This is a genomic window from Aphanothece sacrum FPU1 (assembly GCF_003864295.1).
In the GTDB taxonomy this organism is placed as follows: Bacteria; Cyanobacteriota; Cyanobacteriia; order Cyanobacteriales; family Microcystaceae; genus Aphanothece_B; species Aphanothece_B sacrum.
Genome location: NZ_BDQK01000017.1, coordinates 44,782 through 57,612, shown reverse-complemented (window position 1 = coordinate 57,612; position 12,831 = coordinate 44,782). Strand labels below are relative to the sequence as shown.

Genomic DNA, 12,831 nt, shown 5'->3' with positions numbered 1-12,831 from the left:
AAAATTATTGTCTATTTTCTATATTATATCTCATTATTCTTCACTTAAGGCAAAATCGACTCTTTGATAAATATCCACCAGTGAAATTTGTAAATCAACCGAATATAGGTTTAAACTATTATCTTGTGCTTCATAGGTTTTAAAAAGCCATTCCCCATTATTTTGTTTCAATTGTTATCCAATATGAATATTGATATTGGAAAAAAGGACAGGTATGATGTTTATCTTACTGTATTTTAATCTTCTCTTAAAATAAAATCAACTTTTTGATATAAATTATAAATTGCCATGCCCAAATTTTATTATTAACAATGGGTGAAGAGCATGGCAACATGAAATTTAAGGTTTATTCCGACAAATAATAATGCCATGCTCCTACGAAATTAAACCCTTTGACTGTAAATATTCCCGTAATTTATCAGATATACCTGTGACGGTTTCTAACCCTTTTACTCCTTCCCATTTGGTGTATTCGTCCCATTGAATATTACTGAGGTGAGTGTCTCTGAAGTCAGCGTAACTAACCCTCTTCTGTCACTCTCCGAAAATTAAAGTAAAATGAAGTACGAAGTTATGAATATTTTAAATATTTACATTTAGGGATTATCTCCCCAATTAAGAAAAAATCCTTTGATCCTGAAACGATGCCAGAGAATTCAACTTCTTTCGTCTAATATTAAATGCACCATTAACATCCGCATTTAATAGCTGATTTTCTCCCGTTTTATACAAGCCTCTAGCTACTCTTTTCCCTTTAAATAATGGTTTTTTCTCCCCCTTCGGGTTCGCCAGTTGCTCCTCGACATCTAGCAAAATATCATCATGACAAACCTTGTTCTTACTCACGCTTTTATTGTAGCATATCGAAGGATACACACCGGTTAAAACCCCGTTTCGCTCCACTGCCACGCCTTAAAAGGAGCCACTGCTCTACTTGGGGTCTCCCCAACTAGAGCAGGTGGCGTAGACGTGGCTAACTCACAGCGAGAGGCTTTTAAGGTTTAGGAGGAAGGAACAATGAGCAACCTGTAACCTATCAATGTACTATCAATCCTAGTCAAGGATTAGTGACTCAAGCTGAGTATAACTTTGATAAGGTTTCTAAATGATCAACAGACAGTTCGTTTATGTCAAGATAGCATCACAAAACAAATTTCTAGCAATCAAATTGATCTTGGTGGCATCATTGGTATTAACTTAGGGACAGGTCGCAAAATAGAATTTACTGGGGGGGCTGAAACTTTTTTTATCTCTGACAATCAACAAGGAGTAAGAGGAAACGGAGTGTTAGTTGAAGGGTCTAGACAGCGTCAAGTACTTTAGAAATGTACTGTCAATATTCGTCAAGGAACCGTGACTAACCTAAACGTTCAATAATCATCTTTATAAAATCATAATTCATAAGAACAAATCAATGAGCAAGTATAATTCTAACCAAACCGAACAAATCAAAGAAATCGGGAATTATCTACAGCAACAACGGTTAAAACATGATTTATCCCTGGAAAAAATCGCCTCTATGACCTTTGTGCGGTTGCCTATGTTAAAAGCCCTAGAAAGCGGACAAATAGACCTGTTACCGGAATTAATCTATGTACAAGGCTTTATTCGACGTTATGGGGAAGCTTTAGAACTCGATGGTCATAGTTTAGCGCAACAAATATCTAAATCTGAGTCAACCCAAATTTTAAATATTTCTCCTGAGTTTGTCAGTTGTCCCCCTATGGAACCCTCTGGAGAAGAACCACCTCCCCACGCTATTCAAACCTTAACCAAACCTTCTGTTTCTGTTGAGACAATGCCTTCTCCTTCCCCTGAAACGTCGGGAATAAGGGAAGTTTTTAGGGGAAAGGCCTTTAAAATTTACTGGTTATATTTTCTCTTATTAGGAGGCGCGATCGCTGGATTATTTTATCTGTTCTCTCGTCCCCCTGTCCAACAAAACACCGCCCTTAACCAGTCAACTCAAGTGGTTAACCCCACCAAGACGCAACCTGTTGAACCTCCAACTGTTCCTAATAATGAGGTGACGGCGGCCCCTTCTCCTACTTCAAATCAGTTGATTTCTGCGGAAAAATCTTCTTCTATTTTAGAAAAGGTTCCCGTATCACAAAGTCCGCAAACTGATGTTTCTCTTACCCCTTCTCCTGTATCACAAAGTCCGCAAACTGATGTTTCTCTTACCCCTTCTTCTGTATCACAAAGTCCTCAAACTGCACCATCTCCCTCGACAGAAAGTGCGATCGCAGCGAACCCTAATGTCTCTCCCTCTCCTAACACGAATGGGAATACTCCTGTGACGGCCTCCATCAAACTCGATGATGACTCTTGGGTTCAAGTGAAAGTAGACGGGAAAACTGAATATGAGGGTATTCTGGAAAAAGGCGCACAACAGCGTTGGCAAGCCCAAGAAACCCTGTTAATTAGGGCGGGTAATGCGGGGGCTGTTAACCTATCGGTCAATAACCAACCAGCCCAATTATTAGGCAGTCAAGGGGAAGTCAAACAGGTAACTTTAACACCTGTTTCAGAAGTTAAAAGTCAGTAGGGGCTTAATAATTCATACTATGTCCGGCAAAAGACCATTGTAGGGGTCAACGGCTGTTGACCCCATTTACGTAAAAAGTTTACGATACTGGTTCGAGAGAGGCTAACGGGTCGGGAATAGTGGGGGATGGGGCTTCAAATTCGCCTTTTGCAACGTATTCTAAGCGTAACTTGAGCCAGGTGATAAACTGAGGATTAGTAGAAATCACCGTCACGCTAGGTTGAGGGCATTCAGCCTTAATTCCTGCGAATTCTGGGGCTTCTAAAAAGGCAGGTTGTTTAATCAGCCAAAAATCAATCTCTTTGTTTTTCTCTTTATAGTCCCTTTGTCTTTCTTGAAGCACTTCTTCAAAGGGTTCTTCTTCTAAGAGAAAGCGTTGACTGGCCAAAACGTAGTAGTAAGTTGTCATCGGTTAATAATTTGTTCTCGATTACCCAATATCTATTATTCATCTTAGGGTAACTTCATAGGTCATGGTTTATTAATATTTAATCTAATTTGACATCCACATCTTTTCTAAACCAGTCTGCTGAATTGTTATTTTTTTCCAGTTTAGGTACAGTAATAAATAATCGATATGCTAATCTTAATTTACCAATAGGTAATGCAGATGGTTCAATAATGCCAAAAATTTCTCAATTTGAATTAATTGAAAGTGCAATTAAGGGAAAAGTCGTTAGTTTTCCTACAGATACTGTTCCTGCGTTAGCAGTCCTACCTGAAAATTCTTCCCTAATATTTGCCACCAAAAAACGACCTCCCGACAAACCCTTAATTCTCATGGGTTCATCTTCTCAAGAGGTATGGCAATATGTGACAGGAACTCCAGAAGAATTGAAGATTTGGCAACAGATTGCCCAAGATTATTGGCCCGGACCTTTAACCTTAGTTTTACCTGCATCTTCTTTAGTTCCAGCAGCTATGAATCCTATTGATTCTACTACTATTGGTATTCGTATTCCTAATCATAAAACCGCTTTAGCTATTTTAAGTAAAACTGGTTGTTTGGCTACCACCAGTGCTAATTTATCTGGGCAACCTCCCCTTGAAAAAATGGGACAAATTGCTAAAAATTTCCCTGATGTGTGGACATTAGAGGAAAATTCATTAAAGGACATGGAAAAATACGGTAGTGGACTGCCCTCAACTGTGGCAAAATGGAAAGATAAAGGATGGAAAATCTTACGTCAGGGAAGTGTGAGAATAGTTAATGATGAATGATGAAATTGAAGCGTTAAAACAAGAGTTAGAACAAACAAAACTAGCTTATCAAATGGCAGTTCAACTAAGTCAGTTTAAAAGTGGATTTTTAGCCAAAACTTCCCATGAATTACGTTCACCTCTCAGTACTTTAATGGGATTACATCAACTTATTTTATCTGATCTTTGTGAAAATCACGAAGAAGAACGAGAATTTATTGAGCAAGCCTATAAATCAGCACAAAAATTATTAAATACTATTGATCAAATTGTTACTATTTCTAAAATTGATTATAGTAGAATTGATTTAAAAAATCAAGTAATTTCTGTTGCTAATTTATTAGAAACTTTATATAATTTCACTCATTTACAAGCGATTAATTATAATTTACAAATTATAATTGAAACTCCTAATCCTGATTGCTATATTCACGCTGATTCTGAACGCTTATTACAAGGATTAATTATCTTAGTAGAAACAGGAATTAGTCTAATAAAAAGAGGAACTATTAAAATATTTACCTCAATTAATAAGGATAAAAATTTAGTAAAAATTACCGTTGATATTCCCTGTTCTATGGAACTTTGGCAATCAGAAATAGAACCCTTAGAAATGTCTGGATTAACCCTTAATTCTCTAAAAGAATGGAGTCAAAAACTAGACAATTCCCCAGGAATGAAATGTCTTTTATGTCAAACTTTATTGAAAAAAATGGGGGGACAATTAAATCTGATAGACTTGTCCCCCCAATGTGTTACACGCTTACAGTGTCTAATTCCTTGGTCTGAAATTCCAGAGAGTGTTTAGACACAGATAAAGCACTCATTTCATAAGTATTATGTAACACCATCGTTGTTGATTTGTTTTCCTCAAATCCGATGCGTTCGTAAAATTGTTGTTGATGGGTTGTCATCAGATAAACCCGTTCAACACGACTCATCAAAGGATGACTTAAAGCTGTTTCTACTAATTTGCGGCCTAACCCTGCCCCTTGATAATCAGGATGAATTACCACATCCCAAATTGTACCACGATAAATCCCATCAGAAGTGGCACGACAAAACCCAATCATTCGGGTTCCATCCCACACTGTTACTACAGGATTACTATTATTAATAGCTATCTCTAAATCCTCAAGGGTTCGTTCTCTAGCCCAAAATGCAGCTTCATTAAATAATGCTTGAAGTTGCCAAAGATCAACCTTAGACTTGTCCATAGAAAACTGAATATGACGACAATCCATGGCGGATAATTCCTAAATTTTTCAGCCCTTATTTAAAGATTGTAGCGAGTTCGACGAAAAAATCAATCACCCTATAAGATGATTATGATCAAATCTTAATATTTCTGGAACATCAGACCCTTACTTGACTGTCTTTATTGTCCGATGTCTAATCAAGCATTGACAATTGATAAATTATCCATTATTCATTATTTTCTGACCATATGACTTCTGTATCTACTTCCTTAGACCCCTTATTATCCTCCACTGATGATGAATATTATTGTCATTATGCCCTTGATTTATTTGATGGGTCTAGTTGTAATAATTTAGCCACTCAAGTATCTCCAGGAAGACATCTAAAAGTTTTAGACTCTCCCGTGAAAACAGAAGCTATACGAGTGCGTTTGTGCGAAGATGGATATATTGCTTGGTTATCTGCTACTAACAAAGAAGATTTATATCTCGCGTCTAAACCTTATCAACCGACTATTTTATCCCGTCGAGAAATTGAACCTTATTTGAGTCAAATTATAGATTTTACAAAAATAGCTATGACCCAACCTAATTATTATTTATGGGGGGGAACAGTGGGGCCAAATTATGATTGTTCGGGTTTGATACAAGCAGCATTTGCTAATTCTGGTATTTGGTTGCCAAGAGATTCTTATCAACAAGAAAATTTCACTAAAAGAATTACAAAAGAAGAACTCTTACCAGGGGATTTAATCTTTTTTGGTACTGAAAAAGTTGATCATGTTGCCTTATATTTAGGGGAAGGATATTATATTCATAGTTCGGGAATACAGATGGGCAGAAATGGAATTGCGATTGATAGTTTGTCGGATGAAGGAGATGAGATAAGTCAGGGATATTATGCTAAATTGTGGAGTTTTGGACGAGTGATTGAGAGTTATTGTGCGTAGAGATATTTTTTTGTTTTAATGCTATAATGACTAAGATAAATACACCATTCTTACTAGGTAAAAAGTCAAGTTAGTGGGATCACTTAATTTCTACTAATGCTGAACTCTATCGTCGTTTAGCATGATAAGTTCTAATAATAGTTTATTCAAGTTTCAATCTTGTTCTTAAGTTAGCTGGAGCAAGATAAAGAACAGTTTTGCCACTTTTAGATTGAGCAGGTATTAATAAATCTTTGTCAACTAATTTATTAAGATAACTTCTAGCAGTATTCTCAGTTACCCCGAAATCTATGGCTACTTGTTTTGACGTAAATTCCCTACCTGGGTTTCTTAACGCTTCTTTTAATATTTCTAAATGACCTGTTTTTAATTTTTTTGCCACAGGACTTTTGTCTATCCAGTCCATAAATTCATAAAAATCTTGTTGTTTTCTGTCTATATACTGATACAAAGATTTAACCGCTTTTTCTATCGTATCAACCTGATTATAGAGAAAATATGTCAGGTCAAAATCATCAGTTTCAGTATAAATGAAGGCTTTGTCATAATCTCCACGTTTTTGTTGAATAAGTTTGCTAATGGAAACATATTCAAATAACCAATAACCAGACCTGAGAATACTCCAATAAAAAATAGCCCTTGCGGTTCTACCATTGCCATCACCAAAAGGATGAATATAGGCAATCATAAAATGTAGAATAATAGCTTTTATAATAGGATGAATAAAATTAATACGGTTATTTTGACTGTGATCACTATTAGCAAAATTACACAAATTTGTCAACCTAGATTTAATCGTTGTCCAATCGGGAGGACGAAAAATATTCTCACCATATAAATCTGAAATAATAATACTATTATCTTGTCTAATTTCTCCTGGTGTAGCTTGATTTTCAATTGCTTCGTATGTAGCAATCTTATGTAACTCTAAAATAAATTCAATAGATAATTCTTCATCTTTTTTTTCAACAGCTTTTTTCATCAACAGATAATTATTCAGTATCATCTGTTGAGATTTATCTTTTGGGGTAAGATTTTTTTCTAGCATTTCCTTGGCAACTTGACGAGTCGTTGAAGCCCCTTCAAGTTGGGATGAAGTAATAGCTTCCTCTTGTATCAAACTTTTGATTAAATAACGATTTTTTTCAGAGGAAGATACAAAAGCACCATCATTTATCTCTCGACCACCCCCTGTCATTTTATCGATGATATGTAATTGTGTAAATAGTGAGTCGGGGATACAATAACTAAAACAGTGGTCATTTTCAGCTTGTAATAATGATAAGTTCTTAGCGATTGTTTTGCGGGAAATTTTAGTAGCTACCCATGCGGCTAATTCATCATCATCTGACTCAACCCTCCATTTAAAATCATTCCAATGTAAATACCTTCCTTGGGAATCTGCCGCGCCATATTTCCCCAGTAAAGGTAGGAATTTTTGGGGGTTAACATCTTCTAATAGCTGACTAAAAGGCCTAGCTACTCTAATTCTCGCCATAGGGAGATAACTCAATGCTATTTTTTTTAGTTTATATCATTTTGAGTTTCCCTAAACGTAATTTTTCTATTTTGCGTTTTATTTCACTAATCAGGTAACGTCAAAATTTCTACACCCGTTTCCGTAACTGCTAGAGTATGTTCAAATTGCGCCGAAAGCTTACCATCTTTAGTAATAGCTGTCCAACCATCCTCTAAAATAACCGCTTCCCACGTCCCCTCATTAATCATCGGTTCAATAGTAAATACCATCCCCGCACGTAACCGTTTCCCCTTCCCTTTCGTACCATAATGAGGCACTTGGGGGGGAGTATGAAAAATATTACTAATACCGTGACCCACAAAATCCCTAACTACCGAAAAACCATGAGGTTCCGCGTATTCTTGAATTGCTGCCCCAATATCTCCAATTTTTGCCCCAGGTTTAACTACGGAAATAGCCCGTTTTAAACATTCTTCCGTCACTTCTACTAACTTCTTGGCCGTGGGGGAAGGAGTTCCCACAAAAAAGGTTCTAGAAATATCCCCATGATAGCCATCCAGAATAGGAGTCACATCAATATTAACAATATCCCCATCTTGGAGAATTTGCTTAGCATGGGGGATACCGTGACAAATCACTTCATTAATACTGGTACAAATAGATTTAGGAAAGCCATGATAACCTAAAGGTGCGCTTACAGCACCGTGAGCTTGTGTCCACCGTTCAGCCTCATCATTAAGTTTTAATGTACTCACTCCTGGCTGAATCAGGGGAGTCAGATGATCTAATAAAGCAGCCGCTAAGCGTCCGGCCCGGCGCATTTTTTCGATCTCGCGTTTTGATAGTAGGGTAATAGTGTCTCCCATGGGGTTTTATACGTGAATTACTAGCTAAACTAGGATAAGTTAGGGTTGATCAGGGTTGAAGTTCAATTTTAACATCTTTACTGTCGTCAATATACGACTTACTCATCAACAGTCCATTCATTTTTAAATTATTTTTAATTTAAATTGATTCCCTATAACTTAATAACCAATTAGCCATTGTTACTCGACGGGTATCTCTTGGATTAAATTCGCCAAGTTTATAACCTTTAAATCCTAATTTTTCTTTGAGAATTTGTTTATTTTCTTGAGGAATAGAACGAGTTAATTTAACAATTGGTGGTCTATTTTCAATAAAATTAGGAGGCTCAGGATAGTCTTTTTGCCAATCTTCTGCTACTTGACTATTATCCCAAGTTTGACTCACTTTATCATAACGATACCCTAAATAATACCAGACTAACTGATTAACTGTATCATCATCAATTTCTTCATTAAGAATAGCCCAAATTGTTTCATCATTAAGGGGGGGTAAATTCATGATTATCGCCAAAATTAAGGATAATTAAGAGAGAAAATTAAGTAGGATTAAAGAGAGATGCGATCGCCTCATCCTTGGCAAGTTGGATTGATTTTAATTATAGGGGTAATTGCTGTCTCTATGGCAGCCATTTTTATTCGTCTTTCCCTAGAAGCATCGGGTCAATCAGGAATTGGATTCAGCCTATTTTTAGCGGCATCTCGCATTATTATAGCAGCCTTTTTTTTAGTTCCAACCTGGCGTAATTTTTCTCAAATAACTGTTACCCCTAAAGCTTATTATTATGGTATTAGTGCGGGATTAGCGTTAGGTTTGCATTTTGCAACTTGGATTACTTCCCTCTCCTTTACCAGTATTGTTGCTTCTACTACTCTGGTAACTACTAACCCTGTGTGGGTATCTCTGATTTCTTGGATTTGGTTCCAAGAAAAACCAAGCTTACGTACCATTTTTGGCATTATAATCGCTTTAATTGGGGGTATTTTCATTGCATTGGGAGATACTAAGGGCATCCCCACAGGAAGTAACCCACTGTTAGGTAATATTTTAGCCTTAGTGGGAGCATGGATGGGCAGTCTTTATTTAGTCTGGGGACGAGAAGCACAACGAGAAGGGTTAAGGGTAGGAAGTTATATTATTATTGCTTATACAACCGCCGCGATCGCTCTTTTTCCTTTACCATTATTGATAGGTTCGGGTTATTTTGGCTATTCTCCAAGGGTCTATGGATATGTGTTTCTGATGGCTATTTTTTCGCAATTAATTGGTCATACGAGCTTGAATTGGGCCGTTAGATGGATCTCTCCAACATTAGTCACCCTAGCTATTTTATTTGAACCTGTGGGAGCAAGTTTTTTAGGGTTTATTCTGTTTCGAGAAGTTCCCTCTCTAGTGGTGATCACGGGTGCGATCATCTTATTATTAGGAGTGATGATCGCAGCTATTGATTCTTATACAGAAGGTTGAGATAATAAAGGTTCGAGTTCTTTTGTGTCATTGAGATGATAGAGAGAATCACAACCTCCAATAGGTTTATTATTAATAAAAATTTGGGGAACAGACCGTCTTCCCTCGGATCTCTGTGCCATTTTCTCTCTAGCAGATTCATTTCCATCAATTTTATATTCAGTAAAGTGTACTCCTTTTGACCAGAGTAGAAGTTTGGCCCGAATACAAAACGGACAAGTCTGCCAAGTATAAATTTCTACATTAGCTTTAATGTTTTCAGGATGACGATTCAATAGAGAATTAAGGATTTCTAACATATAAGTAATTTAGGGATAGATCAGGTTTAAATGTCCAAGATTAACTTAATTTGGTTGACGAAAAATAGCCAAAGCGGAGGTATAACCATGTAAAAAAGTTTGTTTCCCAACAGGGCCAATTTCTCCATGACAGAAAAACCCCCCTAAAGGAATTTGAGGGAAATAATGACGAAATAATTGCGAATCAAAATTAGGCACACCGTATAACATTTCACCCCGTCCCAAACAAGAAAACATTAAAGCCCCTTTGATAGAATTTGTTGAATTATTACCCGATGAATAGGCCTGTAATAGAAGTTCCAAATCTTCCGCCGAAGTTTGAGCATCTCGCAAATGAAATTGAATGCGTTGGCCAGGCCGAACCCGATCTCCAATGGCGATCGCTCCTAGTCGGGGATCAACCCCTAAAAAATTACGAATTAAAAAATCTCCTGGTTGAAGTTCTTGTGTAAATTCGTCACGCACAACGCCGATAAACAGAGAATGTTGGGCTAATTGTCGATCATGCTCACTCAAATTTGACATTAAATCTCGAAGAAAGTGCAATGGAGGGCCATTTTCGCCAAATTGTTCCAATTTTAGAATAATATTGCGATCGCCTTGAGAAACTTGATAAGGTTGACCAATAGGACGACATCCTTGAGCAACAATAGACTCAACGACAATATTGCCACTCAAAGCAACCCCAACGGTTCCTTGATGATATAAATCGGGATCAGATTTACCCAATTGATAATAAAATAAAGCACTAGGAAGATTGATCATACTGGTACTAGCTAATCCTCCCACCTTAACGGCTTGAGGATAAGCAAAATCGAGTCCTTCGACTAGATCAGTCATTTTAGGTGCTAAAGGCTCAGACAAGAGAATAAAATGGGGATTTTCTTGAGGAGAAACCCCTACTAATTGACTCCAAGTTTGGGGAGAAGCATCTAAATCGGGTAAATTTTCAGGCATCAGATGAAACCCTTTGAGCTTAACCCCAGGTAAAACAGCTACAGTGAGACTTAGGGCCGATTTTCCTTCAACTTCGAGGATATCAGATGAGCCATTAATTCCGACAATACCTCCGCCACTACAACCAATTAGGAGAGGTAAAGGCAATTTTTCTAAAATAAGGGGAATTAATCGGCTATAATCACTCGCATAAGTAGAAGAAATAAATAGAATGCCCAAATCAGGAAGCACTGACAAGGATTTCTGAATCTTTTCTACTACCTCTGTAACAGCACCCTCTAGAGAAGGACGAGTTGAGAGAGCGTTAATCCACTGCATCTGATTGGTCATAAGCGATTGATAATATAATGCGATATAGTCAAATACTAAGACATCCCCTCTCACTTGGGCAGATTGTCTGTCAATAAAATGAGAAGATGAAAGAAAAGGGAGCATCCTTTAATACCTGATTTACGCCCTAATACGGAAAAATCTGGTATAATGCAAAGGATCAGCAAGCGGTGCTTAACAATGCCTTTGAATAGGAGTGTTTTAAACCCGAAATTCAATTAAATGGCTAGTTAACGTCCAGAACCAAGACGTGAAAAACAGGTAAGTTAACGTGCTTTCAAGTTGTTTGGAAGCTTTGAGGGATACCTCCTTTTAGGTGATTAAACCTAAACGCTATTGCTGTATAGTGCTTCTTTATGTCGCATTCTACCGCATAAATGTATCAGTTATAACATTCAGAGGAATCATGAGTAATATCGAAGAAAAAATTGAGCAGGAACTACAAAACGCTAAAGAAGTTTGTAGTACAGAAGGTGCTAGTACTGGCCAGTGTGCTGCCGCTTGGGATGCTGTAGAAGAATTACAAGCAGAAGCTTCTCATCAACGACAAAATCAACCGCCTAAGACCCCGTTTCAACAATATTGTGATGATAATCCTGACGCGGCTGAGTGTAGACTTTACGATGACTAGAATAGAGCATTATTCATCCTAACCTTGAACAAATGTCTCGCCGAGTCCCCATCTAAATCAACAATTTTAGATGGGGTTAGGGGGAACCTAAAATTTTGGGGGCTAATGTTTTAGGGACAGGACTTACGCATAAACTCTACCGATAGTGTCATGGTGGGTTACGCTATCACTAACCCACCCTACTAATAACGTATCTGCGTAAGTCTTGAGGGAGTAAGACGGTAGGCGTTTGCGGTTTCAGCCTACAGACGATGTTAAAGACAAAAAAATATTATGGAAGAACTTTGGTTTCGGCCTTTAATTTGGACAGATTATCGACTGGCTTTGTTATTTAATGTCATTATTCCCATTGTTTTAATTATTTGGGCTTTGGTTAAACAGAATGAAGCAATTAGCTGTCTAATGATGATTTACTGGCGAGTAGCAAGTTTATTAATCATTACTCTTTATTTGATGATTCCAGCTTGGGGAAATAATACTCCCTTTGAGATATTTTGTGGCAAGATTAGTTTTATAACAGCAGTTTCTGCCCAAATTCTGATTCCTATTTCTCTATGGTTTTGGCTAGATGTCAACGATGAAATTAAGGATTTACCCCCTAGTTTGCTCAAATTAACGGTGACTTCTTGGCGTTGGGCAGTAACAATTTATGGCAGTTTAGGGGCGATGATTAATGCGCCATTTCTCTCTTGTTCTTTGTCTGGGGAAGCTTTAAGTAAGCCTTTTTGTCAAGTTTGGATTGAAGCTCCGGTCGGCTATTGGTTTATTGTTCATAACGATGCTACACCAGGATTTTTAGGATTTTTAGGGTTATTAGGTTTATCAATTTATCTCCTTTATTTTGCTTATTTTCTCTTTATCAGACTAGGGAAACAAGGACGTTCAGCACTTGAACAATAAACAATA

General features: G+C 37.2%; 16 protein-coding genes. 8 read left to right on the top strand and 8 right to left on the bottom strand.

Going from position 1 to position 12,831, the window contains the following annotated elements:
* Window positions 1-33: 33 nt before the first annotated feature.
* Entirely contained in the window at window positions 34-171 is a 138-nt protein-coding gene (locus AsFPU1_RS20125) for a hypothetical protein (RefSeq protein WP_227873461.1), read from the bottom strand.
* 918 nt (window positions 172-1,089) lie between these two features.
* Between AsFPU1_RS20125 and AsFPU1_RS20115 the strand changes: the two genes are divergently transcribed.
* The gene (locus AsFPU1_RS20115) at window positions 1,090-1,323 is read left to right on the top strand and encodes a hypothetical protein (protein WP_124973639.1); all 234 of its coding nucleotides are present in this window, start codon (window positions 1,090-1,092) and stop codon (window positions 1,321-1,323) included.
* 91 nt (window positions 1,324-1,414) lie between these two features.
* Entirely contained in the window at window positions 1,415-2,548 is a 1,134-nt protein-coding gene (locus AsFPU1_RS20110; RefSeq protein WP_124973637.1) for a helix-turn-helix domain-containing protein, read from the top strand.
* Window positions 2,549-2,627: 79 nt separating this feature from the next.
* Here AsFPU1_RS20110 and AsFPU1_RS20105 read toward each other — a convergent pair whose 3' ends face one another.
* On the bottom strand, window positions 2,628-2,957 hold the full coding sequence (locus AsFPU1_RS20105) for an MgPME-cyclase complex family protein (protein ID WP_124973635.1): 330 nt from the start codon (window positions 2,955-2,957) through the stop codon (window positions 2,628-2,630).
* Window positions 2,958-3,169: 212 nt separating this feature from the next.
* On the opposite strand from AsFPU1_RS20105, the gene AsFPU1_RS20100 reads away from it, so the two are divergent.
* Window positions 3,170-3,769, top strand: a complete 600-nt coding sequence (locus AsFPU1_RS20100) for an L-threonylcarbamoyladenylate synthase (RefSeq protein ID WP_124973802.1) — start codon at window positions 3,170-3,172, stop codon at window positions 3,767-3,769.
* Entirely contained in the window at window positions 3,759-4,556 is a 798-nt protein-coding gene (locus tag AsFPU1_RS20095) for a sensor histidine kinase (protein WP_369692089.1), read from the top strand. Before AsFPU1_RS20100 ends, AsFPU1_RS20095 begins: the two co-directional genes overlap by 11 nt.
* Here the strand turns inward: AsFPU1_RS20095 and AsFPU1_RS20090 are convergent.
* Window positions 4,504-4,992, bottom strand: a complete 489-nt coding sequence (locus AsFPU1_RS20090; protein ID WP_124973633.1) for a GNAT family N-acetyltransferase — start codon at window positions 4,990-4,992, stop codon at window positions 4,504-4,506. The genes AsFPU1_RS20095 and AsFPU1_RS20090 overlap by 53 nt on opposite strands.
* Window positions 4,993-5,195: 203 nt before the next feature.
* On the opposite strand from AsFPU1_RS20090, the gene AsFPU1_RS20085 reads away from it, so the two are divergent.
* Entirely contained in the window at window positions 5,196-5,897 is a 702-nt protein-coding gene (locus AsFPU1_RS20085) for a C40 family peptidase (protein ID WP_125061178.1), read from the top strand.
* 142 nt (window positions 5,898-6,039) lie between these two features.
* Here the strand turns inward: AsFPU1_RS20085 and AsFPU1_RS20080 are convergent, their stop codons facing one another.
* The 3 genes from AsFPU1_RS20080 to AsFPU1_RS20070 form a co-directional block, all read right to left on the bottom strand.
* Window positions 6,040-7,395 carry a Fic family protein gene (locus tag AsFPU1_RS20080; RefSeq protein WP_125061177.1) on the bottom strand — a complete coding sequence of 452 codons (1,356 nt, stop codon included), beginning with the start codon at window positions 7,393-7,395 and terminating at the stop codon, window positions 6,040-6,042.
* An 86-nt stretch (window positions 7,396-7,481) separates the two neighbouring features.
* On the bottom strand, window positions 7,482-8,243 hold the full coding sequence (gene map, locus AsFPU1_RS20075; RefSeq protein WP_125061176.1) for a type I methionyl aminopeptidase: 762 nt from the start codon (window positions 8,241-8,243) through the stop codon (window positions 7,482-7,484).
* Between the two features lie 139 nt (window positions 8,244-8,382).
* The gene (locus AsFPU1_RS20070) at window positions 8,383-8,745 is read right to left on the bottom strand and encodes a DUF1823 family protein (RefSeq protein WP_124975873.1); all 363 of its coding nucleotides are present in this window, start codon (window positions 8,743-8,745) and stop codon (window positions 8,383-8,385) included.
* A 54-nt stretch (window positions 8,746-8,799) separates the two neighbouring features.
* On the opposite strand from AsFPU1_RS20070, the gene AsFPU1_RS20065 reads away from it, so the two are divergent.
* Window positions 8,800-9,708, top strand: coding sequence for a DMT family transporter (locus AsFPU1_RS20065; RefSeq protein ID WP_124975800.1), 909 nt, complete (start codon window positions 8,800-8,802; stop codon window positions 9,706-9,708).
* On the opposite strand, the gene grxC is transcribed toward AsFPU1_RS20065, so the two are convergent.
* The gene (gene grxC / locus AsFPU1_RS20060; protein WP_124975802.1) at window positions 9,693-10,007 is read right to left on the bottom strand and encodes a glutaredoxin 3; all 315 of its coding nucleotides are present in this window, start codon (window positions 10,005-10,007) and stop codon (window positions 9,693-9,695) included. The genes AsFPU1_RS20065 and grxC overlap by 16 nt on opposite strands.
* A 45-nt stretch (window positions 10,008-10,052) precedes the next feature.
* A complete protein-coding gene (locus AsFPU1_RS20055) occupies window positions 10,053-11,294 on the bottom strand; it encodes an FIST signal transduction protein (protein ID WP_227873560.1) in 1,242 nt (413 codons plus the stop codon).
* A gap of 406 nt (window positions 11,295-11,700) precedes the next feature.
* On the opposite strand from AsFPU1_RS20055, the gene AsFPU1_RS20050 reads away from it, so the two are divergent.
* The gene (locus AsFPU1_RS20050; RefSeq protein ID WP_124975804.1) at window positions 11,701-11,925 is read left to right on the top strand and encodes a Calvin cycle protein CP12; all 225 of its coding nucleotides are present in this window, start codon (window positions 11,701-11,703) and stop codon (window positions 11,923-11,925) included.
* Window positions 11,926-12,198: 273 nt separating this feature from the next.
* Complete coding sequence (locus AsFPU1_RS20045; RefSeq protein WP_124975805.1) at window positions 12,199-12,825, top strand: DUF3177 family protein; 627 nt, start codon at window positions 12,199-12,201, stop codon at window positions 12,823-12,825.
* The last annotated feature ends 6 nt before the right edge of the window (window positions 12,826-12,831 follow it).